The 26,566-nt window shown below is 38.1% G+C and carries 27 protein-coding genes; 12 read left to right on the forward strand and 15 right to left on the reverse strand.

All coding sequences use genetic code 11. From position 1 onward, the window contains the following. Position 1 precedes the first annotated feature (1 nt). Positions 2-742 carry an LPS export ABC transporter ATP-binding protein gene (gene lptB / locus CHB66_RS08800; protein WP_089240060.1) on the forward strand — a complete coding sequence of 247 codons (741 nt, stop codon included), beginning with the start codon at positions 2-4 and terminating at the stop codon, positions 740-742. Then, on the forward strand, positions 742-2,259 hold the full coding sequence (locus tag CHB66_RS08805) for a GH3 auxin-responsive promoter family protein (RefSeq protein ID WP_089240062.1): 1,518 nt from the start codon (positions 742-744) through the stop codon (positions 2,257-2,259). Before lptB ends, CHB66_RS08805 begins: the two co-directional genes overlap by 1 nt. A gap of 7 nt (positions 2,260-2,266) precedes the next feature. Here the strand turns inward: CHB66_RS08805 and CHB66_RS08810 are convergent, their stop codons facing one another. Together CHB66_RS08810 and rbfA are read right to left on the reverse strand one after the other, a co-directional pair. Beyond that, entirely contained in the window at positions 2,267-3,490 is a 1,224-nt protein-coding gene (locus tag CHB66_RS08810; protein WP_089240064.1) for an ABC transporter permease, read from the reverse strand. Between the two features lie 11 nt (positions 3,491-3,501). After that, entirely contained in the window at positions 3,502-3,882 is a 381-nt protein-coding gene (rbfA, locus tag CHB66_RS08815; protein ID WP_089240066.1) for a 30S ribosome-binding factor RbfA, read from the reverse strand. 92 nt (positions 3,883-3,974) lie between these two features. On the opposite strand from rbfA, the gene CHB66_RS08820 reads away from it, so the two are divergent. The 3 genes from CHB66_RS08820 to CHB66_RS08830 all read left to right on the forward strand — a co-directional run bounded on the left by CHB66_RS08820 (position 3,975) and on the right by CHB66_RS08830 (position 6,991). Further along, positions 3,975-5,378: a hypothetical protein gene (locus tag CHB66_RS08820; RefSeq protein ID WP_089240068.1), complete on the forward strand. Its 1,404-nt coding sequence runs from the start codon at positions 3,975-3,977 to the stop codon at positions 5,376-5,378. A 452-nt stretch (positions 5,379-5,830) separates the two neighbouring features. Then, positions 5,831-6,343: a TlpA family protein disulfide reductase gene (locus CHB66_RS08825; RefSeq protein ID WP_089240071.1), complete on the forward strand. Its 513-nt coding sequence runs from the start codon at positions 5,831-5,833 to the stop codon at positions 6,341-6,343. Positions 6,344-6,367: 24 nt separating this feature from the next. Further along, positions 6,368-6,991, forward strand: coding sequence for a thioredoxin family protein (locus CHB66_RS08830; protein ID WP_089240073.1), 624 nt, complete (start codon positions 6,368-6,370; stop codon positions 6,989-6,991). 56 nt (positions 6,992-7,047) lie between these two features. Here the strand turns inward: CHB66_RS08830 and CHB66_RS08835 are convergent, their stop codons facing one another. From CHB66_RS08835 to CHB66_RS08845, 3 genes are read right to left on the reverse strand one after another with little or no spacing between them, the layout of a single operon-like run. Continuing rightward, a complete protein-coding gene (locus CHB66_RS08835) occupies positions 7,048-8,400 on the reverse strand; it encodes an FAD-dependent oxidoreductase (protein WP_089240074.1) in 1,353 nt (450 codons plus the stop codon). A 28-nt stretch (positions 8,401-8,428) separates the two neighbouring features. Further along, positions 8,429-9,718 carry a kynureninase gene (kynU, locus tag CHB66_RS08840; RefSeq protein ID WP_089240076.1) on the reverse strand — a complete coding sequence of 430 codons (1,290 nt, stop codon included), beginning with the start codon at positions 9,716-9,718 and terminating at the stop codon, positions 8,429-8,431. A gap of 31 nt (positions 9,719-9,749) precedes the next feature. Next, positions 9,750-10,262, reverse strand: a complete 513-nt coding sequence (locus tag CHB66_RS08845; RefSeq protein ID WP_089240078.1) for a 3-hydroxyanthranilate 3,4-dioxygenase — start codon at positions 10,260-10,262, stop codon at positions 9,750-9,752. A gap of 115 nt (positions 10,263-10,377) precedes the next feature. Here CHB66_RS08845 and CHB66_RS08850 point away from each other — a divergent pair, with 115 nt between their 5' ends. Next, the gene (locus tag CHB66_RS08850) at positions 10,378-11,367 is read left to right on the forward strand and encodes a dipeptidase (RefSeq protein ID WP_089240080.1); all 990 of its coding nucleotides are present in this window, start codon (positions 10,378-10,380) and stop codon (positions 11,365-11,367) included. Positions 11,368-11,388: 21 nt separating this feature from the next. Next, positions 11,389-12,006, forward strand: a complete 618-nt coding sequence (locus tag CHB66_RS08855; RefSeq protein ID WP_089240082.1) for a thiamine pyrophosphokinase — start codon at positions 11,389-11,391, stop codon at positions 12,004-12,006. On the opposite strand, the gene CHB66_RS08860 is transcribed toward CHB66_RS08855, so the two are convergent. The 7 genes from CHB66_RS08860 to CHB66_RS08890 all read right to left on the reverse strand — a co-directional run bounded on the left by CHB66_RS08860 (position 12,003) and on the right by CHB66_RS08890 (position 17,008). Continuing rightward, positions 12,003-13,328 carry a sensor histidine kinase gene (locus CHB66_RS08860; protein ID WP_089240084.1) on the reverse strand — a complete coding sequence of 442 codons (1,326 nt, stop codon included), beginning with the start codon at positions 13,326-13,328 and terminating at the stop codon, positions 12,003-12,005. The two genes, CHB66_RS08855 and CHB66_RS08860, sit on opposite strands and share 4 nt — an antisense overlap. 4 nt (positions 13,329-13,332) lie before the next feature. Further along, on the reverse strand, positions 13,333-14,007 hold the full coding sequence (locus CHB66_RS08865) for a response regulator transcription factor (protein ID WP_089240086.1): 675 nt from the start codon (positions 14,005-14,007) through the stop codon (positions 13,333-13,335). Further along, a complete protein-coding gene (locus CHB66_RS08870) occupies positions 14,004-14,834 on the reverse strand; it encodes a hypothetical protein (protein ID WP_089240088.1) in 831 nt (276 codons plus the stop codon). Before CHB66_RS08870 ends, CHB66_RS08865 begins: the two co-directional genes overlap by 4 nt. 110 nt (positions 14,835-14,944) lie before the next feature. Continuing rightward, on the reverse strand, positions 14,945-15,433 hold the full coding sequence (locus CHB66_RS08875) for a hypothetical protein (RefSeq protein ID WP_089240090.1): 489 nt from the start codon (positions 15,431-15,433) through the stop codon (positions 14,945-14,947). Between the two features lie 82 nt (positions 15,434-15,515). After that, positions 15,516-16,358: a peptide chain release factor N(5)-glutamine methyltransferase gene (gene prmC / locus CHB66_RS08880; RefSeq protein WP_089240092.1), complete on the reverse strand. Its 843-nt coding sequence runs from the start codon at positions 16,356-16,358 to the stop codon at positions 15,516-15,518. After that, positions 16,355-16,723 carry a magnesium citrate secondary transporter gene (locus CHB66_RS08885; protein ID WP_089240094.1) on the reverse strand — a complete coding sequence of 123 codons (369 nt, stop codon included), beginning with the start codon at positions 16,721-16,723 and terminating at the stop codon, positions 16,355-16,357. The genes prmC and CHB66_RS08885 overlap by 4 nt, the downstream gene beginning before the upstream one ends. Next, positions 16,724-17,008, reverse strand: a complete 285-nt coding sequence (locus tag CHB66_RS08890) for a hypothetical protein (protein WP_089240096.1) — start codon at positions 17,006-17,008, stop codon at positions 16,724-16,726. Between the two features lie 154 nt (positions 17,009-17,162). On the opposite strand from CHB66_RS08890, the gene CHB66_RS08895 reads away from it, so the two are divergent. Together CHB66_RS08895 and pheS are read left to right on the forward strand one after the other, a co-directional pair. Then, positions 17,163-18,353 (forward strand): RsmB/NOP family class I SAM-dependent RNA methyltransferase, encoded by a 1,191-nt coding sequence (locus CHB66_RS08895; protein WP_089240098.1) that lies wholly within the window; start codon positions 17,163-17,165, stop codon positions 18,351-18,353. A 77-nt stretch (positions 18,354-18,430) separates the two neighbouring features. Beyond that, entirely contained in the window at positions 18,431-19,459 is a 1,029-nt protein-coding gene (pheS, locus tag CHB66_RS08900) for a phenylalanine--tRNA ligase subunit alpha (RefSeq protein WP_089240100.1), read from the forward strand. A gap of 47 nt (positions 19,460-19,506) precedes the next feature. On the opposite strand, the gene CHB66_RS08905 is transcribed toward pheS, so the two are convergent. The 3 genes from CHB66_RS08905 to CHB66_RS08915 form a co-directional block, all read right to left on the reverse strand. Next, the gene (locus CHB66_RS08905) at positions 19,507-19,968 is read right to left on the reverse strand and encodes a virulence RhuM family protein (RefSeq protein WP_089240102.1); all 462 of its coding nucleotides are present in this window, start codon (positions 19,966-19,968) and stop codon (positions 19,507-19,509) included. Positions 19,969-20,126: 158 nt separating this feature from the next. Beyond that, positions 20,127-21,320 (reverse strand): class I SAM-dependent methyltransferase, encoded by a 1,194-nt coding sequence (locus tag CHB66_RS08910; RefSeq protein ID WP_089240104.1) that lies wholly within the window; start codon positions 21,318-21,320, stop codon positions 20,127-20,129. Position 21,321: 1 nt separating this feature from the next. Then, positions 21,322-22,311, reverse strand: a complete 990-nt coding sequence (locus CHB66_RS08915) for an aspartate-semialdehyde dehydrogenase (RefSeq protein WP_089240106.1) — start codon at positions 22,309-22,311, stop codon at positions 21,322-21,324. 193 nt (positions 22,312-22,504) lie between these two features. Between CHB66_RS08915 and CHB66_RS08920 the strand changes: the two genes are divergently transcribed. From CHB66_RS08920 to CHB66_RS08925, 3 genes are all read left to right on the forward strand, one after another. Then, positions 22,505-25,846, forward strand: coding sequence for a lamin tail domain-containing protein (locus CHB66_RS08920; protein ID WP_089240108.1), 3,342 nt, complete (start codon positions 22,505-22,507; stop codon positions 25,844-25,846). 63 nt (positions 25,847-25,909) lie between these two features. Then, positions 25,910-26,065, forward strand: coding sequence for a hypothetical protein (locus CHB66_RS16965; RefSeq protein WP_170932460.1), 156 nt, complete (start codon positions 25,910-25,912; stop codon positions 26,063-26,065). Positions 26,066-26,181: 116 nt separating this feature from the next. Further along, complete coding sequence (locus CHB66_RS08925) at positions 26,182-26,565, forward strand: TraR/DksA family transcriptional regulator (RefSeq protein WP_089240110.1); 384 nt, start codon at positions 26,182-26,184, stop codon at positions 26,563-26,565. Position 26,566 lies beyond the last annotated feature (1 nt).

The raw sequence follows: 26,566 nt of genomic DNA on the forward strand, positions 1-26,566 counted from the left end.
TATGAAGATTTTAAAAGCAGATAATCTTGTCAAAATTTACAAAGGCCGTAGGGTAGTAAATAATATATCTGTGGAGGTCAAACAGGGAGAAATCGTTGGTTTGCTCGGACCCAATGGTGCTGGTAAAACCACTTCTTTTTACATGATAGTTGGGTTGATTCAGCCCAATGAAGGTCAGATTTTCTTGGATGATCAGAATATCACCGCCCTACCAATGTACAAGCGTGCACAATTGGGAATAGGCTATTTGGCACAAGAGGCAAGTGTATTCAGGAAGCTTTCTGTCGAGGAAAATATCATGGCAGTCTTAGAGATGAAGAAAATGCCAAAGGCTGAGCGCAAGGAAAAAGTAGAAAGTCTGCTGGAGGAATTTTCATTGACTCATGTGCGAAAGAATCTTGGCATGGTTCTTTCCGGTGGTGAGCGTAGAAGAACTGAGATTGCTAGAGCACTTGCTGTTGATCCAAAATTTGTGTTATTGGATGAGCCATTCGCTGGAGTTGACCCCATCGCGGTAGAGGAAATCCAAACGATTGTAGCCAAGCTCAAAAACAAAAACATAGGTATCTTGATCACTGACCACAACGTGAACGAGACACTTTCAATCACTGATAGGGCCTATTTGATGTTTGAAGGAAAGCTGCTCAAGGCAGGTACAGCAGAAGATTTGGCAGCAGATGAACAAGTGAGAAGAGTATATCTAGGTCAGCATTTTGAACTCAAACGAAAAATCTTTAACTGATGGAGGTAGTCAACACTTTTATGACCTGGATTTTCAAAAACCGTATAGGTCAAATCGAAAATTTTAAGGAAAACCCTATAGCCATACAAAATGAGATACTTTTTGAACTCATCCAAGAAGCAAGAAGAACGGAGTTTGGGAAGAAGTATGGATTTGCTGATATAGCAACATATACTGATTTTGCTAGGCAAGTTCCTATTCATGATTACGAACAGATGAAGCCCTACATTGAAGAGACTATGAAAGGGAGGCAGAATATCATCTGGCCAACGGAGATTGAGTGGTTTTCCAAATCTTCCGGAACGACTTCTAGTAGGAGTAAGTATATTCCTGTGTCTCAAGAAGCTTTAGAAGAATGCCACTTCAAAGGAGGGAAAGATATGATATCCCTCTACGTCAATAATTACCCAGACAGCAAGTTATTTTCAGGAAAGGCGCTGACGATCGGAGGAAGTTTGTCAGAAAATCCCCTTGCTTCAAGATCCAAAAGTAAGGTCGGTGATATTTCAGCGGTGATTACCCACAACTTGCCGATTTGGGTTCAGATGGCTCGCACTCCAAGTTTGGAAACGGCCTTGATGGATGAATGGGAGGCCAAAATTGATAAAATGGCACGTGAGGTAATGGATGAAAACGTCACCAGTATTTCAGGTGTTCCGACTTGGACTATTGTCCTGCTTCAACGCATCATGGAATTAAAAAACGCAAATAATATTCTAGAAGTTTGGCCAAACCTTGAGGTGTTTTTTCATGGAGCAGTTGCGTTTGGTCCATATAGAAGTCTTTTCAAAGAGATGATCCCTTCTGACAAAATGCGCTATATGGAGACCTACAATGCTTCGGAGGGATTCTTTGGTATTCAAGATCAAAAAAATTCTGATGAAATGCTTCTTATGCTAGACTACGGTATCTTTTATGAATTCATCCCTATGGATGAATGGGAAAGTGAAAAACCCAGAGTTATTCCTCTCAATGAAGTAGAATTAGGTAGAAACTATGCCATATTGATTACAACAAATGCGGGTTTGTGGCGATATAAAATTGGTGACACAGTTAAGTTTACTAGCATAGAACCATACAGAATCAAGATTTCGGGTAGGACCAAACATTTTATCAATGCATTTGGAGAAGAGGTGATCGTAGAGAATGCTGAGAAAGCAGTCCAGGAAGCAGCTGATGCTACAGGCGCAACGATAACTAACTTCACGGCTGCGCCAGTTTACTTTGGAGACTCTAAGTCTAAGGGAGCACATGAATGGGTTGTGGAATTTAAAAAAATGCCCAACGACAAGGAGCTATTTGCTCAACATTTAGACGACACACTTCGCAGGATTAATTCTGATTATGATGCCAAGAGATACAAAGACTTGGCGTTAACAAAGCCTAAAGTACATCTTGTATCAGAAGGGATTTTTGAGTCTTGGATGCGTTCTCGCGGGAAGCTGGGTGGTCAAAATAAAGTTCCTAGGCTTTCAAATACCAGAGAGTATTTGGACGAAGTTTTAAAATTGATTTGATGATTATTTAAAATTCTGTCAGCTTGACCTTGGCGGCAATCACAGCAGGTCTGTAGGAGGCCAAAAATGTAATTGTGATTACTGCAATGCTCGTCCATAAAAAATCAGTCCAAATCATTTTGACTGGGTAGCTATCTATCACTGAAGAGCTAATGCCTAAGGTAACCAAACCATAGCTGTCCTGAATCCAACAAACCATATAGCCTAACACTAAACCGATAATGGCGCCAGAAAAAGCTATTATTGCACCTTGCTTGATGTAGATCTGTCGGATAAGTTTCTCTGTTGCACCCATAGCAAAGAGAACTGCGGTATCTTTTTTCTTTTCAATAGCCATCATAGAAAGTGAAAAGAATATATTGAATGAAGCTACGGCTAGGATAAAGCTTAGTGTAATGAATACAAAAAGCTTTTCTATCTTGATCGTTCTGAGCAAACTGGCGTGCTGTTCGTCTGTGTCCTTTACTGTGAATTCTTCTCCTAGGAGCGTTTTGAGTCGCTTTTTTACTGTGGATATTTTGGTTCCATCTTGGACTTTTACTTCTAAAGAAGTCCGTTTATTTCCATAATTCAAAAGGCCTTGGACAAAACTAATTGGGGCAATGATGTAATTGTCATCAAACTCTTTCTCAATGCTGAAAAATGCAGTTGGTTTGATGACTTCTCTGGAATAAAGTTGTCTTGGATCTAAGGTTCCAGCATTTCTAGGTGCCTTAGGGTAGAAAACTTGTAAGAGTTCGAATTCATTATCTAAATCAATGGATAGAAAAAAACCTACTCCTCGCCCAATAATAGCTTGTGGTTGATTACTAGTTCCAAGGCTCAAATCCCCCCATACATAACCCTCTTGGAATCTACCTTGATCTAGGTAATTTTCACTGACACCTTTGATTTTAGCTAAGTGTTGGTAGTCCCTGTACTTGAAAAGCGCGTTGTCCTCTATCACCTCTGTCAATACAGCGACTCCTTCCATATTTCTTATTTGATCGAGCCAAGCTTCATTCACTTGGAAAGATTTACCTTGTGAAGCTTCGATTTTTAGTTCAGCATCAAAAGAGGCATAGAGACTTCTGACCAAATCTTCCAGACCATTGAATACTGACAATACAATCACCAAAGCCATAGTACCTACTGCTACACCGATCATCGAAATCCGAGACAGAATGGTGATGAAATTCCGTTTTTTCTTACTTCGGAAGTACCTGGACGCTATGAAAAATGAGAGGTTCAAAAGTAAAGCAATTAATCTTCTTCTTCCTCCTCTTCATCAGAGGCTTCTGGGATGTCCAAAGATGAGATGATTTTATCCATATGCTGTGCATAAGATGCAGATTCATCCATGAAAAATGCTAGTTCTGGCACTATTCTCACACTTTTGCCAATTCTCAAGCCAAGATGCTTTCTAATCTCCTTTTTATTTTCATTAACTTTTTCAAAAAGAACTTCATTGTTGGCTAATAAAAAGCTGAGGTTGATTTTGGCCACACTCAAGTCTGGGCTCATCAATACCCTCACTACAGTGACCATAGCATTGCCTACCAAGTGTTTGGCTTCTTTTTGAAAAATCTCTCCTAATTCCTTTTGTATGAGTTTGGAGTATTTCTGTTGTCTTTTACTTTCCATATCAATAATTGTTGGTACAAATTTAGTGAATTAAATGAGTTACCTTTAATTTCGTGAGTTACGATTGTCCCACCTCTCAATATTAATATATTTTGCTACGTTTTTTTAAGATCAATGACCCTTTCAGACTGATTGGCATCCTCATCCTTTTGATGGTATATAGCAGTATTTATTATTTTCTTTTGAAGGCCCCAATGATCCAGCCAGAATTGATTTGGATGCTTGCTGGGGAAAGATTAAGTGAAGGTCTACATATGTACAAAGATGTAGTAGATGATACAGGACCTCTATCAGTGGGAGCGTATTGGGTGATTCATTTGATTTTTGGAAGAAGTCTAGTTATGTATAAGTTGCTAGCTGCTCTATTGATTATTTTCCAAATAGCCTATATCAATGCGCTATTTATTCGGTATAAGTCATTTGAAGAAAACACCTACATACCCGCAGCAGTGATGGTGGTTCTATTTCATCTTTCTTTTGATTTGTTGACCTTGTCTCCGTCTTTGATGGGGGGTACTTTTTTGATAATGGCGTTGGGACAGCTTTATGCGCAAACTGTACTTCAGAAAGAAGGATCGGATTCTGTTTTATTGGCAGGCATGTTTGGAGGAGTTGCAGTACTTTTTCATTTTCCCTTGATTGTATTTCTGCCATTCTTGGTAGTTGCGGGGATTGCTATCAGTGGATTTACTTTCAGGCAGTTTATTCTCTCCTTATTCGGATATTTTTTACCAATATTTCTATGTGCACTTTATTATTTTTGGATAGACTCCTTACCTGAGTTTGTCCTTGAATACTTGTTTGCTAGTAGAATTATTGACGTATATACCCATGTAAGTCTTTTGTATATTCTCCTTGCTTTTGCACTGCCTCTGATATTGGCGATGGTAGGATATTTAGTTGGACTCCTCTTTAAAATGATTACAGTCAATCAGCAAAAGCAAAGACAACTAATATTTCTTTATTTGATTTTTGCCATACTCTCCATCTTACTTACAAATAGACAGACTCCATATCAGTTTATTATTATTTTACCTGCATTGACCTATTTTATTACACAGATTTTTATCTATTTGAGTAATAAGAAGGCCTTGGCTATATTCTCTTTTATTCTTTTTCTTGGAGTGCCAGCCTCTGGATATTTATGGTTAGTTTTTGGTATGCAGTCTGGACAATTTACGTCTTATATTATTGAAATAGAAAACAAGCACGAAATTTCAAAAGGTAAATCAATTGTAGTTTTAGGAGATGACATAGCTTATTACAAGCATGCAACTTTAGCAACACCTTACCTCAATCAAAAGCTTTCTAAAAGGATCTTAAATGACTTTGATGATTTTGCAGATATGGCTTCAGTCTATCAACAGTTTTTGATTGAACAACCCGAGTTGATCATCGATCAAGAGGGGTTATTTGCAGATTTATTGGTAAGGATTCCATTGTTGTCTGATTTATATCAAATAGAGGAAGAAGGTCTATATCGCTTAAGGAAGTGACCCTATTGAAATTAGACAAATCCAAGAAATACCTGATTGGAATAAAATTTTGTTTCTCTCCTTTATCCACTTCTACAAATTTTTTATAAAAAGTAAAAAAGCTCATTTACAGTATATTATCCACAAAATCCATAAATCAAAACTTTACATAAGTAATTGATATACAGTGACTAAAGCCAATTTTTTATGCTTGTGTGGATAACTGTGGATAAATGTGGATAAAAAAAGCTTGCTTTTTTCCATCATTAAATACGGTTCGGAATACGGGTTTTTGATGAGTGGTCAAACAATTTTATTGCTCAAACGTAGCTTAATAATAGGCAAAAATTAGCATTTCAAATAGAAGAAAATTTTGTTTGCTAATTCTTCTAAAACAGGATTAGTGATACCCGTAATCAAAATCAAGAATTATGGATTTAAAATATCTATATCATAGTTGAAATAATACAAATATGCAATTCAAAATTAAATTTTCAACTTCATTAAAAACTGCTTTCACCCTATTCTTAATAGCAAATTTATCCTCGTTCGTTCAAAGGGAAAAGCCAATTACCGAGACTTTCAAAATCATTACGTTTGAGGAATTTGAACTTATGATGAATAAAGATTCTGAAAAGCTGCGTGTTTTCAATTTCTGGGCTACTTGGTGTGCACCTTGCGTGAAGGAAATGCCATATTTTGAAAAAGTGGCCGCTGAATACCCTGAAATCGAGCTTATTTTTATTTCTATGGATGATGGCCGTAAACCAGAAAGAGTGACAAACTTCATAGAAACAAGGAAAGTAAAGTCACCGGTATATTTGCTAAATGATATTGATTATAATAAATGGATCGATAAAGTCAGCGAAGATTGGTCTGGTGCAATCCCAGCTACACTCTTTATCAAGGCTGATGGTAGTAAGCTTTTCCATGAAGGAGAAGTCAATGAATCAGAGCTTAGAGCGCTAATAGCAGGCATAAAATAACTATAAACCATAAACACTTAAATCATGAAAAAGATAACAAAAACATTATTTGCACTAATGCTCATATTTGCCCTATCACCATTGGTCAAAGCGCAAACTGAGGGATATCAAATCGGAGATAAAGCCACAGATTTTAATCTTAAAAGCGTGGACGATTCTTGGGTATCTTTATCAGGAATCAATGGAGCCAAAGGAGCTATAGTTATTTTCTCTTGCAACACATGTCCTTACGTAGTTGCTTATGAAGACAGAATGATAGATTTGCATAATAAATACGCCGCTAAAGGATATCCAGTGATCGCTATCAACTCTAACGATGACAAGGTAAGTCCAGGTGATAGCTTTGAAAAAATGCAGGAAAGAGCAAAGGACAAAGCTTTTCCATTCCCTTATGTATATGATAAATCTCAAGACGTGATCAAAGCCTATGGCGGTTCTAGAACGCCTCACGTTTATTTGCTCAACAAAGAAGGTGATGATTTTATAGTAAAATACATAGGTGCTATTGACAATAATTACCAAGATGCTTCTGCTGTTACCGAAAGGTATGTAGAGGATGCGATGGATGCCTTATTATCAGGAAATAAAATAGCAGTAGAAACAACAAAAGCTATTGGATGTACAATTAAATGGACCAAAGCTGAGTAAAAAACCAAATACTCTATTAATAAAAGGGCTGATTTGAATTCGAATCAGCCCTTTTATTATACAGTTTTTGCAGCATCTAATTGATCTATGATATCCTCGTAGTCTAGTTTATCCCAGTTTTGAGTAATCAATGGATTAGCCATCACGCGATCCATGATTTTCTCTTGAAGTTTACCTTGCGCATAAGCTTCGGAGTAAGGTATGTTAGAGAAAGTAACCATGGTGTATAGCGGGATCCAATCTTTTGGATAAAGGTCGTGAAGTTTGGCTTCAATTTTTTTTCTGAGCATAAACTTTGGGTCGGCTACAGAGTCTCTCATTTCCACAAAATTCTCCAAGGCTAGCTGACAGATAGCATCTGTATCAGGTTTCCTGATTTTTTGGAACTTAGCGAAAACCAAATCCCAAACATTGGTCCCAAGTTTGTCTATTAAGCCGTCTAAGATAAAGACATCTTCGAATCCACAATTCATACCTTGTCCATAGAAAGGAACCATGGCATGAGACGCATCACCAATTAATAAGGCTTTGTTTTGTACCCAAGGATAGCATTCAATATTTATGAGAGCTGATGTAGGATTATTTTGGAATTCATCCACCAAATTTGGCATCAATTGGAAGGCGTCATCAAAATAAGTCTTGAAGACTCCTTCTATGTCTTTTTTATCATTGATTTTATCAAAACAAACTTTGGTTCCTTCAAAGGGTAAAAAGAGTGTGCAAGTAAACGATTTATCAGGGTTGGGTAAGGCAATGAGCATAAATTTTCCCCTAGGCCATATGTGGAGTGCGTTAGGGTCCATGGCAAACTCCCCGGTTTCAGAAGCAGGAATCGTTAACTCCTTATATCCATGCGAAATGTATTCCTGACGGTAATTGAATCTAACTTGTTTTTGCATAGCCATGCGCAAAGAACTGTATGCTCCATCCGCACCGATAATTACCTCAGATTCTACTTCCTGCTTTGATTCGCCGTTGAGGAATTTGATGCTATGTTTTTGAAGATTGACGTCTTCGCACTTATGAGAAAACTCTAGCTTTACGCCGACTTTTTCCGCTTCGTCTATCAATATTCTATTGAAATTCCCTCTTGAAATTGAGTAAATGGCCTGATTATCTTTTCCATAAGGAATAAAAGTAGTATTACCATGCTCGTCATGAACCTTTCTGCCGTACATGGGAATGGCCAATGGCATGACTTTTTCTTTCAAACCGATTTTTTCAAGCGCTTTCCATCCGCGGTCGCTAAGAGCCATATTGATCGATCGTCCTTCTTCTTTGTACAAGGATTTTCTATTGTCAGCTCTTTTTTCATATATGGTTACATCCAACCCACGTTTCTTGAGATAAATACTCAAAAGTGAACCTATCAGCCCAGCACCAAGGATGCTTATTTCATTTTTTTTCATTGTATCTTATTCAGATCCCACTTAAAGTTTAAGCGAATTTTTGAAGGGATTGTTTCAGGATCTCCGCAAATTGGTAGATATCCATGAAGCTATTGTACAAAGGTGTTGGAGCTATGCGAATGACATTGGGATGCCTCCAATCTCCAACGATTCCATTGCGATAAAATTCATCAAAGACAGCTTTTCCTCCTTTATGAACCAGCAAAGATAACTGACAGCCTCTTTCATCCTTATGATTGGGCGTAATTATTTCTAATACACCACTATCTCCGCTGATTTCTTGAATCAAAAATTCTAAGTAAGCGGTTAGTTTTTCACTTTTAGCTCTTAGCCGATCTATTCCAGCTTCTTGAAAAATATCCAAGCTTGCCTGATGTGCTGCCAAAGCAAGGACATTGGAATTGGCAAGCTGCCAACCATCGGCTCCAAACATGGGTTTGAACCCTTTTTCCATTTTGAACCGCTCCTCTTCATCATGTCCCCACCAACCAGCAAAACGAACCAAGTCTGGTTTTTCTGCGTGTCTCTCGTGGACGAATATGCCTGAAATATTTCCTGGACCTGAGTTCATATATTTGTAGCTGCACCAAGTAGCAAAGTCCACACCCCAATCATGAAGGTTTAATTTTACATTGCCAGCAGCATGTGCCAAATCAAAACCTGCTTTTGCTCCAACTTGGTGGGCCGCTGAGGTGATGGTCTTCATATCGAATACCTGACCAGTGTAATATTGCAAGCCAGCCATCATAACTAGCGCAAGGCTATCTCCTGCCTCCTGAATGGCTGCTACTATATCTTCGGTTCTAAGCGTATGCTCACCTGCTCTAGGTGAAAGTTCTATAATAACTTCATCAGGGTTTAAGCCTCTAAATTTGACTTGTGTCTCTAGCATGTACATATCCGAAGGAAATGCCCCAGCTTCTGTGATGATCTTAAACCTATTATCTGTTGGTTGATAAAAAGAGACCATCAAGAAGTGCAGGTTCGACGTGAGGTTATTCATAGCCACTACCTCATGTTCATGTGCTCCTACTAAAGTAGCGAGTGCTGGTTTTGATTTTTTGCGGATATGATACCAAGCATCTTCACCATGAAAGTGACCATCTACAGCCTTTTCTGCCCAGTTTTCTAATTCTTTTTGGATATAGTTTTGTGTTGATTTAGGCTGAAGTCCTAAGGAGTTGCCACAAAAGTAAATTGCCTCTTTTCCATCAACTTTTGGAAAGATGAATTTATCGCGAAATGATCTGATAGGGTCTGCCTTATCCATACTAGCAGCAAAGGATTGACTAAATTCAAATTTTAAAGGAGTACTCATAAAGAGAAAAGGATTAATTTTAATTGAGATTTTATTTGGTCATAACAGTGCCACAGCTTTTACAAGTTGTATTGGCAGGATTGGACCAAAAGCGCTCCATGATAGGAGGGAGTTGATTGACAATGTCAGTCACTTCGGCATATTCTTCGTAGAGTTTTTCGCCACAGTTTTCACAATGCCAAATGAAACCATCTTTTTCTCCTTTTCTTCTATATCGCTCAAATACCAGTCCAATGGTATTTGCAGGTCTTCTTGGACTATGGGGAGTGCGAGGAGGTAACAGAAAAATCTCTCCCTCTTTGATTGATACATCAATAGGCTTGCCATCCTCAATGACCTTTAGAGTGATGTCACCTTCAATTTGATAGAAAAACTCCTCCCCTTCGTTGTAATGGTAATCTTTCCTAGCATTTGGCCCACCTACCACCATGACGATAAAATCTTCATTGTCTTTGAATATTTGCTGATTACCGATGGGTGGTTTAAGAAGGTGTCTATTGTCTTCGATCCACTTGGTGAAATTAATAGGTTTAGTTATTGACATGATGTCGTGGTTTGTGATTTGCTATAATTCTATCTTACTAACTCAAAAGAAGTCTAAAAGTATAAAAAAACTCTCATTTTTTGAGTTTCTTTGAATTGTCAAACGATATATTCCCATGAAGCTTCCCATCATTGATACTCACTGTGATTTACTTTCTTACCTAGCAAAAGTCCCTGATGCTAGGGCTGATCGCACTGATGATATTGCTTGTGCTTTACCATTCTTGAAACAAGGGAATGTGAAAATGCAGATACTTGCGATTTATACTGATGTATATTCTGGAAGTATGGAGATGGCTAAATTACAAGGACAAAAATTCAAACAATTGCTAGAAGATTTTAAGGAAGATCTATGTCTTGCAAATGTTGAGTTCCTTCAGCGTATAACTGAGCAAGACAGATTATCAGTCGTTGCGGCCATAGAAAATGCTGCCGGATTGGCTTCAGAAAAGGCTCCGATTCAAGCTGCTTTCGACAATCTTGATGCTTTGATAAAGGAAACTGGAAGGATTGCTTACATCAGTTTGACCCATCATACGGAAAATAGATTTGGTGGCGGCAATTACACAGAGGGCATTGGACTAAAAGCAGATGGGAAGAAGCTTTTGGACTATATTGATGGCAAGAAGATAGCGATTGATCTTTCACATACTTCCGATTCTTTGGCTGAAGGAATCTTAAATCACATCGACAAAGGAGGTTTAGAGATTCCTGTAATTGCTAGTCATTCTAACTTCAGGGGGATTTGGGAACATAAGCGTAATTTAAGTGATGAATTTGCTCAGGAAGTTATGATGAGAGGGGGAATTATAGGAGTGAATTTTTTAAGAGCATTTTTGGATAATGACGAGCCTACTCGGATTTTGGATCATATTCTCTATGCATTTGAAAGCGGTTTTGAAGATCAAATCTGCTTTGGGGCTGATTTTTTTTACACCAAGGATTTCCCAGATAAGAGTAGGCATCCATTTTATTTTCCTATTGTAGAAGATGCCAGCAGGTATCCAGCTTTATTGGAGAAGTTGGCTGACAACCTTACTTCTGGACAATTACAAAAGCTTGCATATCAAAATGCTCAATCATTTTTTCTAAAAACATGGGTTTGATCGTTTCTAAATTATTTTAGTATGTCTTCACATCATTTTGTCAAAGAACAACAGGAACCAGCGCTATTGATATTGAGCACTAAGGGCTTGGAATATGAAAATTTAGCGCCTCTTTTGGAATGGTCACCTACGGTGGTGGTTGCTCAGGAGGAAGTTAATAAAGTGATTTCTTGGGGGATTAAGATCGATCTTATTTTAGCTGATTTGAATTTTCAGCAAGAGAATTACAAGCTACTGGAAGCACAGTATCCAGTCAAATTTATTGGAGTCACAGAGGAAGCTTATTTAGAAGAGGCACTTCAATATTTGGTTGCTACCAAGCATGAAGCGGTCAATATTATTGGTTTTCCGCACCAGAAAGTATTCACATTAGAGCAAAAACTGGAGTTTATTGATTTGGTGGTTTGGGATGCTCCGCTTCGGTACTTTCCTGTGAAAAATGGCCAGTTCAAAAAGTGGTTTACTACTTGTTCAATCCAAATTCATGCGCCTGAGGGGACTTTTGTGGAAGTTATTGCAGAAGATCAAAACCAAATCCATCAAATTTCTTATGCCACCTTTATCGAAGTCGAAGAAGGGTTGTTGACTTTAAAATCAAATCAGGTTTTCTGGATTGGTGAGTTTGTTGCGGAAGACTAGTCTTGCTGAATCGGACAAGTAAAAGTAATCGCTGTGCCATCTGTACTACTCTTGATATCTACCATGACGTCCAGATAGAGTGCAACCTTGAACATGATTTGCAGCCCAAATCCAGACTTATCTTTTTCAGCATCTTTTAAGAATACAATGCCATCTTTCACTTGTTCCAGTAAGTCATCGCTGATTCCAGGTCCAGTATCTTTGATGATTACCTGATGATGTGAATTTGTTGAAGTACTAATGACGCTAATCTTGCCTCCTTTTGGAGTGTATTTAAGTGCATTGATGAAGGCATTTTGGATCATCATTCGGCACAATGATTCATTGGATGATTCAAAGGAGAAAGGATCATTTTTTTCCAAAGCCAAGACAATTTCTTTATCATCAGCATAATCCTCCCATTCCTCTAGGAGCTCTTCAATCAGAAGGTTGATTTGAACCGTCTCGGTTTTGATATATTGGGCATTGTTAACTTTGGAAATTAAAAGTAATGCATTAACTGTTTTTTTCATTTGCTGAATGGTCATCTGCATATCCAGCAATTTTTCCATTTCCAAATCGCCAATTTCTTCTCGAGAAAAAAGCGCTTCTACCTTACTTTGAAGGACAGAAATAGGAGTTTTTAATTCATGAGATGCATGAGAAATAAAAATCCGTTCTTGGTTGAAAGCTTTTTGTATTCTTCGCATCATATCAGAAATCGCGTTGTCCAAAAGTTTGAATTCCTCAGTATTCGTTTTGATTAGCTGATAGGAGAATTGTTGTGGCTCGTTGATTTGAGAGATTTTTTGATTGATGATTTTCTTGAAGGGCTGTAAAATTTTTTCAGTGAAGGCCGTATCCAAGAAAAATGTCAAGGCTAAGAAAATTACTAAAGTTCCTATCAAGATATTATAGATAATTCTTTCTATAGCTTTGATAGTCTCTAAACTTCGGCCAATTTCTAGGATATAGGTATCTCCTCCGTATTCGAAAGTATTAGAATATACGCGATAAGTGACTGTTTCTCGTTCTAGGATTCTATCTTCTACAAAAATTGTATCCACTTTCAAGCCTTGTTCCCAAAGCTCTAGTAGGATATATTCTTCTTTCAGGATGTTATAAGACCCAAATCCAATTTCTGGATTTTCAGAAGAAATAAATTTCTCCATCCCATCTTCAACAATGATGGAGATTACCTCATCTCTTTTTTCACGAAGTTGGTTGTCGGTGTTTTTGACAGCGAAATATTTGAGAACAAAAGGTGCGGCTGAAATAAAAATCAAAAGGATAAGTCCTTTTGCTAATAAGTTATAAATAAGCAGTTTTGCTGACAGCCGCATAGCTTTATTTTTGAATTTTGTAGCCCAAACCCCTTACAGTTTGTAGCCAGTCTGTAGGAGCAAATTCTCCTAATTTCTTTCTGATGTTTTTGATATGCACATCAATATAGTTGGATTGGTGGTCATCATCCAAATGGTCCCCCCATAAATGTTCAGCAAGCTGGAAGCGGTTGAGTACTCTTCCTTTGTTGATCGACATAAAATGGAGGAGTTTATATTCTTTTGCTGTTAGTGGAATGTCCTGATTTTCAAATTGGATCGTCTTTGCATTTAGGTCAAGATGAAAGTTGCCAATTTCTAAGGAGTTGGAATTCCATCCCCCTTTTCTTCTAGAAATAGCCTGCATTCTAGCTTTTAATTCAAGAAGAGAAAAAGGCTTGGAAAGGTAATCATCAGCACCACGTTCCAAGCCTTCAACTTTATCATTGATTTCTGATCTTGCTGTAAGGATGATTATAGAGCTTTCTTTCTGATTCTCTTGAATCTCCTCCATCAAATCTAATCCATCACCATCTGGAAGTCCAAGATCCAATAAGATGAAGTCATAAGGATTGATAGCAATGTCTTCTGAGGCTTCAGCAAAAGATGTAGCCCAATCACATAGGAAGCTTTCCCCTTCCAAGAATTTTTTAATTTCTTTTCCTAGGGAGTTTTCGTCTTCTACCAGTAATACTCTCATTTTGATTTGGTTTTTTTGATTGGAATAGCATAGGATAATTGAAAACCAAAAATGAATCTGTTGTTTGACTCATCAAAACTTGGAAGATTAAGTGGGTTGATATACTTCGCCTGAAACTCTAAGTCCCAGTAGCCGATTCCAAAAGTAATGGGGATCATAGCTTCCCAATTTAGTAACTGGAATTTTTGAAAATCAGAAATGTTATCATTAGTCAGATCAAACCCTCCCATTCTATAAAACTCAGATGTACCTGCCATCAAAGTGAATTTAGGCTCAAAGGATAGGGTGATTTTTTTAAATAGTTTTTGATCAAATTCGAAATACCTAGAATGGCTTGAATTGATAAAAAAATCAGTTCTTTCATTGAAAAGAGTCTGAAATTGAATGTTGCTGTATAGGAGACCCCACTCCCATCCAAAAGTAGCTTGTGCAAAACCTAAGTCCTGTATGCCTGTAATTTCGCTTTGTCCGTCAATCAAAAATTGTGAATAACTCAAATTGATATCAGTTTTAGTACCCAATTCTTTATTGTAACCTAATGTGCCACCATATTGCCAAGGCAGCCCCTCTTGTAGAAACTTGATTGCTGAAACATTAAAGTAAATTCCAGAATTAAAATAATACATTAAATCTGTTGAAATCAGGCCAATATCTACTCCAAAGTCCCGACCCAAAAAATTGAAAGCATTTTGATACCTTGAGCTTAAAAGAATAAAATCATATACCTCTTTTTTAGTTTCTTGCTCAGAGGAATCTCTTTCTTGTGCCAATGAAGGTACGCTATAAGAAAAGACAACGAGTAAGAATACTAACAAGTGGGTTTTCATAAAAAGGGATTGATATGCTAGTCAATATAATTTTTTAAATATAAAAACAGGTGCCAATTATAAAAAGGCACCTGTTAGAATTAATATAAGGATGGTCAATTAATTTTACTTTAAATTCCACCAGGAACCCCACCTGGCCTACCAGGAGGTGTCGCTGGTCTACCACTAGGTTTTTCTGGTTTCCCTGGTCGTACTATAGGGAGATTTGGCCTAGCTTGTGGTACAGTGATATTAGGTCTTGCACCATTGACTGGCTTGTCTGGTCTCATTTGACCTGCTCTTGCTTGATTGGAGATTTCTTTACCCTTTTCGGAATTTGTAGCTCCCATTTCGGCTCTTTCTCTTCCAGTCTCTGCATTCTCAGCCCCTTTCGTAGCTCTTTCACGCATCAAAGTACTTCTTCTTGCAGCACTTGAGATGCTAAGTCCTTTTTCTTTACCACCTTCGATAGTAGTAGCCATTTCGCTTATTTCAGAACCTTTTTCTGCTTTTTCAGGAAGTTCGGTCTTGGTTGGTTTAGTTTCTACTTTCTTTTCAGATTGGGCGTTTGCCAATCCTATAATGAAAAAGAAAGATAGGATGATTGCTGTCGTTTTCATGACTAATACTTTTAATTTACACTTCAAAGTAAATCACTGTAAATGAAGTGAAAATGAAGATAAGTGTTTTTTCTCAAAAGTTTTAATTTTTCACTATCGCTTTCACAATTCGTTCTTTCCCGTTGAGGTCTTGATGTACTACTACATTATGATAGCCTAAGCTTTCTAATAATTCCTTGGTAGCTTTTCCATGGGCTTCGTTGATTTCAAAATATAGCTTGCCACCAGATTTTAGGTTTGATTTGGCCTTGTCAGCAATTACTCTGTAAAATTGAAGTGGATCCTGATCAGTAACGAACAAAGCCAAATGTGGCTCGTATTGGAGCACATTGTCATGCATCAGTTTTTTCTCTGATTCACATACATAAGGAGGATTACTGACGATGATATCCAAATCCCTTACAGGTATATCTTCAGTTAGTATATCTATTTTGTAGAATTCAATATTAGCTTCAAGTGTATTGGCATTGCTTTGAGCTACTTCAAGAGCAAGCTCACTGATGTCTAGGGCAATGACCTTGGAGGAATGAATCTCCAAAGCCAAACTTATAGGAATACAACCCGAGCCAGTTCCGATATCTAAAATTCGTAGATTGAGTTGTTTGTTTTCTTGAATGATCAAATGAACCAGTTCTTCGGTTTCATTTCTTGGAATCAAGACATGTTCATTGACAAAAAAATCTCTCCTATAGAATGGAGCCTTTTGAAAAATATATTGGATTGGTTTTTTTTGTTGTAATTGTTGTAAGACTTCATCGAAATTATCGGGGAGGTGTTTTATTTCAATATCCTTCAGTATATCAAATCGCTTCACTGACAACAATTCCTCTAGCAGCCACATACTGAGACTTTCTGCTTCTTGATTATCATAGAAGCTTCCAAGCTGCTCCACACAGCGCTGATATAATTGTCTCAAAGTTTTCATTTAGGATCTGAAATTGGATAATTGATCAATTTGTAAAATAAAAGGGTGCCAATTGCATAGCACAAGACATCCCATGGATCTGCTGTGTAAATATCAGATCTTCTAGGTAGGAATACTTCAAATATTACAGAAAAATATGCCCAACCGATAAGCAATTGTACTTTGGAAAATACAAATCTACTTTTCAATGGATGAATCCATCGGAAGATTTGAAGGGTAATTCCAAAGATGACAGGCATAGCCAGCAGATCATCCAAATAAGCATGAATCCAAGGGATAAATATACCCCAGAGGCGCTCTATGGCTTGATTGACCCAAAACAATAGACAACATAAAAGGAAAAGCGGGTTACGAATGACTGACATTTATCCCGGAAGTGCAGCCACGACCCAAGCCAAAAAGGTAATAATGGCCATGTAGATGGTGTAAAAAAAGTTTCCGACTTTTTTCATTCCTTTGACAAAATCAGAATCCGTTTCTTTGATATAGAAAATCCACTGCTCTTCATTAGCTTTGGTGTCTCTTTCTCGTCTTTCCTTATATTCTAAATCACGACCGCCTAAAGGCTTTCCGCAATGTTCACAGGTATCGTTGACATCAGTAGTCCATTTGGACCATTCCCCACAGTGAGGGCATTTTTTCTCTCCCATGATTCAAAATTAAGTTTTTTGATTTAAAAGTACTGATCTAATCCATCAGAATGGTCACAAAGATCAATCCAGATCCCCGCAGTTTTTTGGAATTATTGAATTTAACCCTATTCCTTTCAATTCTTCCTATCTTTGCAAGTTCAAAATCAGAATTATGAAACTCCATACCAGTACAGTCAATGGTGTAGTCACTGCGATTGACGAAATATTCAAAAATAATAAATATGCTGACAAAGTTATCGAGCGTACTTTGAAATCTAACCCGAAATGGGGAGCAAGAGATCGCGGTTTTATCGCAGAGTCTGTCTATGACATGGTTCGCTGGTGGAAATTGATCAATGCTGTCAGTCCATCTTCGGACACTTATCATCTTTTTGGAACTTATTGGTTATTGCAAGGAAAAGAGCTTCCAGAGTGGAGAGAATTTAAAGGAATCAATGCTGAGGTAGTCGAGCGAAAGTACAAAAGAATCACAGACAGGGCTACTTTGCAATCGATTCCAGAATGGTTGGATAAAATGGGTGAGGAGCTTCTTGGAGAAAAATGGGAGGAAGAGCTCACAACCCTCAATACTCAAGCTGACGTCGTTTTGCGGGTAAATACTCTTAAAATCAGCCGAGAGGATTTGATGAATAGATTAGCACAAGATGATATAGAAACCTATGCGCCTAAAGGGTACAAGGATGCGCTTGTCCTTGGGAGAAGGCAGAATATATTCAAAAATGTAGCATTCAAAGAGGGGCTTTTTGAAGTACAAGATGCTTCTTCCCAACTTGTAGCGCAGGCATTAGAAGTAGAGCCTGGAATGCGAGTGATTGATGCTTGTGCTGGGGCAGGTGGTAAATCCCTACATCTGGCAGCACTGATGGAAAACAAAGGCCGAATCATCTCTATGGATGTGGAAGGCTGGAAGTTGCAGAATACAAAACTAAGGGCAAGAAGAAATGGCGTAAGCATCATCGAGCCTAGACCAATAGAAGGAAATAAAACCATCAAAAGACTAAAGGAATCAGCAGATAGACTACTTTTAGATGTGCCTTGTACAGGTCTAGGTGTGTTGAGAAGAAATCCAGATACCAAATGGAAAATCTCTCCAGAATCAGTAGCTAAAGTACAACAAATACAACAAGAGATCCTTCAAAACTATTCTGCAATGCTGAAGCCCGGTGGAATTATGGTTTATGCGACTTGTAGTATCTTGCCAAGCGAAAATCAAGATCAAGTAGCCAAATTCCTTGCTTCAGAAAAGGGAAAGCCTTTTGAATTGATTGAAGATCAAAAAGTGCTGGCTCAAGAAAGTGGTTTTGATGGATTTTATATTGCCAAACTCAAAAAGAAAGCTTAAGCACCTTTTTATTCCATAATTAATCTGCCTTTCAATCAGAATCTTTTAGATTTGTGATTTCCAAAATTCTTGATCCGATGCAACAAGAGAAAATAGACGCAATAAAATCTGAAATAGCCGCCACAGATGCTCAAAACGCAGATGAGCTGGAGGCTTACAGAATGAAATATATCAGTAAAAAAAGTGTCGTTGGGGAGCTTTTTGCTGAAATGAGAAATATCCCTAATGAAGAAAAGAAAGCTTACGGTCAGTTGATCAATGAGGTGAAAGTTCTTGCTGAAGAGAAATTCCAAGAATTGATCGATAAGGTAAACAACAGCCAAAAGCAATCTAAATCTCAAGATATTGACCTGACACTTCCGCCAACAAATGTGGGCGTTGGAGGGATTCATCCTTTGACAGCTACACGTCAGCGGATCATCGAGATTTTTGAAAGAATTGGCTTCAACCTTTCCGAAGGACCTGAAATCGAAGATGATTGGCATAATTTCACAGCTCTGAATTTTCCTGAAAATCACCCTGCAAGAGAAATGCAGGACACTTTTTTCATTGAGAAAAATCCAGACATCGCTTTGAGAACACATACTTCCTCTGTGCAGGTGAGGGTGATGGAAAATCAAAAACCACCTATTCGGACACTTTCGCCAGGAAGGGTTTACAGAAATGAAGCGATCTCAGCAAGAGCACACTGTATCTTCCATCAAGTGGAAGGGCTTTATGTGGATGAAAATGTGGGATTTGCTGATTTGAAGAATACACTATATCATTTTGCGAAGGAAATGTTTGGCAAAGAGACCAAAGTACGATTCAGACCTTCTTATTTCCCATTTACCGAGCCAAGTGCGGAGATTGACATCTCCTGCCAACTCTGTGGTGGTTCTGGCTGCAATGTCTGCAAAGGTACAGGATGGGTAGAAATCGGTGGCTCTGGGATGGTAGATCCAAACGTCCTTGAAAACTGCGGTATTGATTCCAAAAAATACACAGGATTTGCTTTTGGTATGGGAATCGAGCGAATCGCGATGCTCAAGTATCAAATCAAAGATTTAAGACTCTTCACTGAGAATGATGTCAGATTTTTGAAGCAGTTTAGGCCGATGCTGTAATTTGTTATTGAATAAAAAGTATAAATAATTCGAGAGCTTGGGTTTTATTAAATCCAAGCTCTTATTTTTTCAGTCTTTTGATTTCTTTGTCGAAAAAGTGTTTCCCCTTGCTTCAATCGGTTATCATCAAGCACAAATCCCTTGATGATATATTCTCGCAATGTTTTAGTCGCCCAGATTCTGAATTGGGTAGCTTTAGCAGAATTTACCCGGTAGCCTACAGAAATAATTGCATCAAGATTATACATTTTGTATTTTCTTGATACTTCTCTGCCACCCTCTATTTGAACCTGTAAAAATTCTTTACAAGTTGATTCTTCATCTAATTCCCTGCTTTGAAATATATTTTTGAGGTGAATAGTGATATTTTGTGGAGACGTTTCAAAAATCAATCCCATTGATTTTTGTGTAAGCCAAATGGTGTCATTTTGTATCAAAACTTTAAGCGACACCTCTCCACTCGGAGCTGTGTAAAGAATGAAATTATTTTCTGAAGCGAGGTCTGTCATTGTAGATTTTGATTAAAATGGCACTAATTTCCATCAATAAAAAAGCTTACTAAACTCTAAAATACGTGTTTTTAAGAGAAAAAAGGCAATATCATAAACTTAATTTAGCGGGAATATAAAATATTTTTGTGCTAAAGTCTCAAATTATTTTCGATGATTTATCTAGCTAATTCCGCCAAATACAATGCATACTTTTCCCCGGATTTGGTCCCAATCAAGAATTGTGTACCACCGTCTTTGAGTTTATATTTTTTCTTAAAATCGTCTGGAGAGAGTATATAATTTCTCGTGATGATATTGATTTTTCCAGATGGAACTAGCTGTTTCAATTCCTTTTTGGGGTTTTGGACTTCTTGTAAAATTTTAAAAATTCGTCCAGGAATCTGTTTGGCTGGCAATGCATCACAAGTAAAAATATGACTATTAGGGTGTAGTTTTTTCAATCCAAATTGCTGTCCAAATAGCTTAAAAGCACCCGCTTTGAGGATACTTGACGTGGGTTCGATAAGATAGCTCCCCGCCGCGCCAAAAACACTTTCTGCTTCTTCTTCCGCTTCAAAAGTGAAAGAGAATTCTCTTTTTCCATCGGGGTGTAGATCGACAGCAATGATTTTTCGGTCGTCTACTTTGGATTCTTGCTGCCATTTGAGGAGCACTTCCTTGACTTCATTGCGGACAGAGATGACCCACACTTGTTGGATTTCTGGAATCTCAATCAGTGCTTGCTTGATGTCAAGCATTGGAGAGGCTTTGATCAGAATGGTTTTAGCTTTAGATGTTAACAAACCCCAATGCTGTACGACATCAGGTTCACAATCCGCCAATTTGTAAAGCTTTTGGTTTTGTCCGCCACGACGCGCAGGGTCTGCATAAATCAGGTCGAAATTTTCTTGACTTTTGGAAAGGAAATCCAAGCTATCGCCATGGATGACTGTGAATTTATTGTCAGAGAGTTGCTTGAAGTTATGTTCAGAAAGTTTAGCTAGATCTTCCTGTCTTTCGCAGTAGATTGCTTTTTCGAAATTCTGCGCCAAATAATAAGTGTCAATTCCCAGACCTCCGGTTAAGTCGATCATGGATTTTCCTTTTACCAATTCAGCCTTAAAAAGAGCTGTATCTTCTGAGGAAGCCTGTTCCATGGATATGGATGGAGGAAAAAGTAAATTTGGGTTTACAGCCCAAGAGGGGATTTTGTTTTTGGCTTTTTGCCTTGCATGGATTTGTTGTATTGCAAATTTGAGATCAAATTCGGTCTTTCCAGCGTATTTTAAAAGCAATTGTGCAGGATCTTCATGAAGATGATCCTGCACAAATTGTTTAAAGGTTTCAGTATCGAATTGGCTTAAATCCAAATTATACCAAGTTGTGTTCTACTAAATATTCTGCAATCTGCACCGCATTGGTAGCAGCGCCTTTTCTCAAGTTATCTGCTACAATCCACATATTCAAAGTGTTTGCTTGAGATTCATCTCTTCTCAATCTACCAACAAACACTTCATCTTTTTTATGCGCTGTCAATGGCATTGGATATACATTGTTAGCTGGATCATCTTGTACGATTATTCCAGGAGCAGATGCTAATAAATTTCTAACTTCATCAAGGTCAAAATCTTTGTGGAATTCCACATTGACAGCTTCCGAGTGACCTCCCATTGTCGGGATTCTTACTGTCGTTGCCGTGACTTGGATACTGTTATCGTTGAAGATTTTTTTGGTCTCGTTGATCATCTTCATTTCCTCTTTGGTGTATCCGTTTGGCTGGAATACATCAATGTGAGGAAGTACATTCAAGTCAATTTTATGTGGATAGACCATTTCGGCTTTTTCTCCAGCGCGCTCGGACATCATTTGGTCCACGGCTGCTTTACCAGTTCCTGTTACAGACTGATAAGTAGACACCACGATTCTTTTGATGCCATATTTTGCTCTCAATGGCTCAAGTGCCAAGACCATTTGGATGGTGGAACAGTTTGGATTTGCTATGATTCTATCGTCGATTCGAAGATCTTTAGCATTGATTTCTGGTACAACCAATTTTTTACTTGGGTCCATTCTCCAGGCCGAGGAATTGTCAATGACAATAGAGCCAGCTGCTGCAAATTGTGGTGCCCATTCTTTGGAAGTGTCTCCTCCTGCCGAAAAAATAGCGATGTCAGGCTTCTCAGAAACTGCCTGTTTAAGTCCAATTATCGAGTATTCCTTACCCTTAAAAGTCATCTTTTTCCCTGCGGATCTTTCACTTGCGACCAAGAGTAATTCATCAAATTGGAAATCGTGCTCTGCCAGCACTTCTAGGATTTCTGAGCCTACCAATCCGGTAGCTCCTACAACGGCTAGTTTCATTTTTAAAGTTTTTGAATTGATTTTTATGAAATGAATGGCAAATGTAAGGCAAGAATTTTCAAAATGAAGGGTTTTTGCCTTGACAATTAGCTAAACATCAAATAAATGTCCAGAGTTTTGCCGTTTTTAAAACATTTCACAATTAGCCGTTTCAATTACCGTTTATTTATTGGTTGATTTTTAATTTAAAGGCATGAGGATATTCCAAAATGTATGGAGTTTCTTTGCTTTTTCCATACTAGGTTTCGGCTGTTTGCTTTCAGCTGAGATTTTTGCCCAGGTTCAGGACTTTGAAAGCAATTTTGAGATTGTAAACCATCCTGAAGAGTTTTTGCCATTTTGGTCTGCTAACGAGGTTAGAAGTACCGCTGCACGTGTTTTTCAAGCTAATGGGGAAGGGAGAAATGGCTCAAGAGCGTTAGGTGTACAACCTATTTCTACTTTTGATGGAGAAATTCATACTAGCTATGACCTTAGTGGATTTGATGCCCCCAAAATCGCTCTTTTTGCAAAAACTCGTCAAAATGGTTCTGGAAATAGACCTGCTACTGTTTTTATTTCTTTTGGTAAGGAAATTGGGAATTATGGACAAGCAGTACAAATTGGGGACAACAACACTTTTCCTAATCAGCATACGGACTATAAACTCTATGAACTGGGTGTACCCGTAGAATATTGGAACAATAGGGTCTTTATTAAGATTGAAGTCAAATATGGGCCTGGAGTAGGCTCTGCCGCTAGATTTTTTTTGGATGATTTTGGTTTTTATGAAGTTGAAGAGCAGGTAGACCCCATCAAAGTCGTAGAAGCTAGATTACTCAATCCATTCGAACTGTACTTGTCATTTGATCGACCAATTATACCTTTTGAACAAACTCAAATTAGCTTTTCTAGTCCAAAGGTAAGTGGGCTTTATTTTCCTGTGGATTATGAAGCAGTTATTGAATTTGAATCGGAGGTTCTATCTGGAATATTAAATTTACAATTGGTTGACTTAGAAGCTCAGGATGGACAATTGACAGCAGAAATTGGGATTGAACTGGATCATCGATTGATCAGGATGGGGGATATTTTGATCAGAAGTCCTGAATTGATTGAGCTCAGCTTTTCTCAATTTTACGAGGCATCATCCGTCAGTCAAGCTAACAAATTCCGTATCAATGGAGCTGTGCCTTCTGGCTTAACCCTTTCGGAAGATGGCTTTTCATTGACCTTAGAATTGTCTCAAGTTCTTCGCCTAGAGGAAGAAATCAAAGTAGAAGCAGAGGCCGTTCAAAACAAAAATCAACTGATGGGAGAGCCTTCAGAAATTCTATTAGTCTACGAAGATGGGGTATCAGAATTTTTCGCCATATCCGAATCAAGACTCGTGATGAATCATCAAGAGTCCTTAAATCAAAATTCCTTTTCGATTTCTGATTTTAAGCTACTTGAATCTGAGATTACTTTTTCGACCGAACAAGATCAAGACAATAATCAAATAGTATTAATTCCAGGAGAAGTATTTGAAGAAAATATCAATTATACATTGGCTATTCCACCGCGTTGGACAGTAAGGGGGAAACTATTGCATGGCAGTTACAGGGACTTTGTATGGGACGCTACCGCTCCTGAGTTGACCCAAGTTCTGATAGTAAGCAGTCAAGAGATTATGCTTCTATTATCAGAGCCCCTAGACCCTATTTATGCTGGTATATTGAGTAATTACACCATCGAGAATCAACAGCCTATTCAAGCCCAATTGCAGGAAAGTGGGGCAGCTGTATTACTTAAGTGGGGATTTAATTTCATTGAAGGTCAAACTTATCGTGTCACTGCCAACCAAATAGCAGATCTTGCAGGCAATTTTTCAGGGCTACTCAGTTTTGATTTTACTTTTGAATTACCTCCTCAGGTTGGTTTTAAGTCCATCATAATCAATGAAATCATGCCAGCTCCAAGAGCAGGAAACACTCTTCCCAATGTAGAGTATGTAGAACTGTACAACAGAAGTGGCATAGCTGTCAATCTGGGAGGGTTTCAACTGGCTAATTCAAGAAGGACTACTACTATTCCAAATGAAATCCTGCTTCCAAATGAGTATGTGATTCTTTGCCCGAGGACTAGAGTAGCTGAATATGCTCCTTATGGTAGAGTCATAGGTTTAACCAATTGGCCTACTTTACTTAATAGTGCCGACCAATTAAAGCTTTGGGATGCTACTGATCAAATCATTGACAGTTTGAATTATACCACAGCTAGTTTTGGAGGGAGTGCGTTTGCTTCTGGCGGCTACAGCTTAGAAATAGTTAATCCCTTTATAGATTGTAATATCAGTAGTAATCTTAAATCATCTACAAGTCCAGCAAGAGGTACCCCTGGTCTAGTGAATGCGGTATTTGATGAATCCCCTGATCTTACAGCACCAGAGATAATCAACGCAAGAGTAATTGATTATAACCAGGTAACAGTTACTTTTTCTAAAATACTGAGTCCAATTCTACAAGTTTTGAATATTGAATTTTCGCCAAATCTTGATTTAAGAAGTGTTGAATTGAGCCCAGATCAATTGACAATACTTTTATCTTTTGATGCTGAGCTAAAAGAAGGCATCAAGTATGAAGGGAAAATCACTGGGCTAAGAGATTGTGTTGGAAATGAAATCAAAGCAGATCAGGAAACTTTCTTCTTTACCATTCCATCAGATCCGGAAGCTGGGGATATTGTAATCAATGAGGTGTTATTCAATGCCAGGACTGGAGGCCCGAAATTTGTTGAGATGTATAACCAATCCAATAAATTTATCAATCTCAAAGACTGGAAGCTAGCTAATCTTAATAGTGATGGTGAAATCGCCAACCGACGTGTTGTGTCTACAGTTGATTTAATCATAGAGCCCTTTAGTTTTTTGGTTTTTACAACTGACTCAGAAAGGCTTAAGAGTGAATATCCAAAAGGAGATAAGGCAAAATTCATTGAGCTCAGCACACTTCCAAGCTACCCGCAGTCGCAAGGGAATGTGGTTTGGTTAGATCCTGAGGAGCAATTTCCTGAGATATTCTCCTACAACGAGCGAATGCATCACCGCTTACTACGCGAACCGAGAGGAGTTTCTTTAGAGCGTTTGAGCGCAACTGCTCCAGTAGATCAGGCGGACAATTGGCAATCAGCCTCAGCGGCGGTAGGATATGCCAGCCCGGGGTTCAAAAACTCGAATACCTTTGAAGGTTCAGATAGGTTTGGAATTGAAATTAATCCAAAGGTATTTGTCCCAGATGCAGCTGGAGAGCAGAATATTACCACCATCAGCTATCAAGTGGATCAGCCTGGATTGTTAGCTACGCTGAGGATTTTTGCTACAAATGGCTCACTAGTCAGAGAGATCTGTCAAAATGAGATTTGGGGGACTTCAGGATTTTATATTTGGGATGGAACAGATTCCTCTGGGAGGAAAGTAAGGACAGGCTATTACATCTTAATTGCGGATGTATTTGATCTAGATGGAAATGTATCTCAAACAAAGAAAACTGTTATTGTCGGCACAAAAATCAGGTGAAAATTTTTATCAATGGAATATTATCCTTATTTTCATTGCTCTAACCGTAAAAACCTACCTAAAATGAACCACGACCTAATCGCCCAAACCCTGAGAACCTATTTTCTCGAAAAAGGAAAGACCATCAAATTGATACAGAGATACTTACGGATGAAGTATCATCTGATTATGGATGAGAAGTTATTGGAAAAGAGATTACAGAATCTGTCAGTGAATTAAGAACCGCCAAATTGGCGGTTTTTTTATTTTTGGAAATCCAAAACCTAGCTGTATTTTAGGGGCTTTTAAAACCCGGGGTGGGTTAATCTAGTATACCACTAATAAATTAGAAAGCTATGAGCATAGAAGAAAAAACAGCTTATTCTCCTGATGAATTGAAGGAGTTTGAAGAGATCATCCTACAAAAACTAAGTGTTGCTAAAGAAGAGTTGAATTCATTAAAGCAGACACTAAGCAAGAGTAACGATAGTGGTACGGATAATACAGCTTCTACGTCCAAGCTATTGGAAGATGGAGCAGATACTTTAGAAAGAGAAAGTCTCAGTCAGTTGGCAGGAAGACAGCAGAAATTTATCATCAACCTTGAAAATGCTTTGGTAAGAATCAAGAATGGAACTTATGGTGTTTGCATTGATACGGGAAAATTGATTTCCAAAGAAAGATTGAAAGCTGTCCCTCACACCATGCATTCTATAGAGGCTAAATTGGCTAAAAAATAAT

Origin of the sequence: Belliella buryatensis (genome assembly GCF_900188245.1) — a bacterium.
Classification (GTDB): domain Bacteria; phylum Bacteroidota; class Bacteroidia; order Cytophagales; family Cyclobacteriaceae; genus Belliella; species Belliella buryatensis.

Coding starts and splice junctions, on each gene's coding strand:
- lptB (WP_089240060.1), top strand. CDS start 2: ATGAAGATTTTAAAAGCAGATAATCTTGTCAAAATTTACAAAGGCCGT.
- CHB66_RS08850 (WP_089240080.1), top strand. CDS start 10,378: ATGAAGCTTCCCATCATTGATACTCACTGTGATTTACTTTCTTACCTA.
- CHB66_RS08925 (WP_089240110.1), top strand. CDS start 26,182: ATGAGCATAGAAGAAAAAACAGCTTATTCTCCTGATGAATTGAAGGAG.
- CHB66_RS08835 (WP_089240074.1), bottom strand. CDS start 8,400: ATGAAAAAAAATGAAATAAGCATCCTTGGTGCTGGGCTGATAGGTTCA.
- CHB66_RS08855 (WP_089240082.1), top strand. CDS start 11,389: ATGTCTTCACATCATTTTGTCAAAGAACAACAGGAACCAGCGCTATTG.
- CHB66_RS08875 (WP_089240090.1), bottom strand. CDS start 15,433: ATGAAAACGACAGCAATCATCCTATCTTTCTTTTTCATTATAGGATTG.
- CHB66_RS08920 (WP_089240108.1), top strand. CDS start 22,505: ATGAGGATATTCCAAAATGTATGGAGTTTCTTTGCTTTTTCCATACTA.
- CHB66_RS08865 (WP_089240086.1), bottom strand. CDS start 14,007: ATGAGAGTATTACTGGTAGAAGACGAAAACTCCCTAGGAAAAGAAATT.
- CHB66_RS08895 (WP_089240098.1), top strand. CDS start 17,163: ATGAAACTCCATACCAGTACAGTCAATGGTGTAGTCACTGCGATTGAC.
- CHB66_RS08830 (WP_089240073.1), top strand. CDS start 6,368: ATGAAAAAGATAACAAAAACATTATTTGCACTAATGCTCATATTTGCC.
- CHB66_RS08915 (WP_089240106.1), bottom strand. CDS start 22,311: ATGAAACTAGCCGTTGTAGGAGCTACCGGATTGGTAGGCTCAGAAATC.
- CHB66_RS08890 (WP_089240096.1), bottom strand. CDS start 17,008: ATGGGAGAGAAAAAATGCCCTCACTGTGGGGAATGGTCCAAATGGACT.
- CHB66_RS08860 (WP_089240084.1), bottom strand. CDS start 13,328: ATGCGGCTGTCAGCAAAACTGCTTATTTATAACTTATTAGCAAAAGGA.
- CHB66_RS16965 (WP_170932460.1), top strand. CDS start 25,910: ATGAACCACGACCTAATCGCCCAAACCCTGAGAACCTATTTTCTCGAA.
- CHB66_RS08805 (WP_089240062.1), top strand. CDS start 742: ATGGAGGTAGTCAACACTTTTATGACCTGGATTTTCAAAAACCGTATA.
- pheS (WP_089240100.1), top strand. CDS start 18,431: ATGCAACAAGAGAAAATAGACGCAATAAAATCTGAAATAGCCGCCACA.
- CHB66_RS08825 (WP_089240071.1), top strand. CDS start 5,831: ATGCAATTCAAAATTAAATTTTCAACTTCATTAAAAACTGCTTTCACC.
- CHB66_RS08905 (WP_089240102.1), bottom strand. CDS start 19,968: ATGACAGACCTCGCTTCAGAAAATAATTTCATTCTTTACACAGCTCCG.
- prmC (WP_089240092.1), bottom strand. CDS start 16,358: ATGAAAACTTTGAGACAATTATATCAGCGCTGTGTGGAGCAGCTTGGA.
- kynU (WP_089240076.1), bottom strand. CDS start 9,718: ATGAGTACTCCTTTAAAATTTGAATTTAGTCAATCCTTTGCTGCTAGT.
- rbfA (WP_089240066.1), bottom strand. CDS start 3,882: ATGGAAAGTAAAAGACAACAGAAATACTCCAAACTCATACAAAAGGAA.
- CHB66_RS08845 (WP_089240078.1), bottom strand. CDS start 10,262: ATGTCAATAACTAAACCTATTAATTTCACCAAGTGGATCGAAGACAAT.
- CHB66_RS08885 (WP_089240094.1), bottom strand. CDS start 16,723: ATGTCAGTCATTCGTAACCCGCTTTTCCTTTTATGTTGTCTATTGTTT.
- CHB66_RS08870 (WP_089240088.1), bottom strand. CDS start 14,834: ATGAAAACCCACTTGTTAGTATTCTTACTCGTTGTCTTTTCTTATAGC.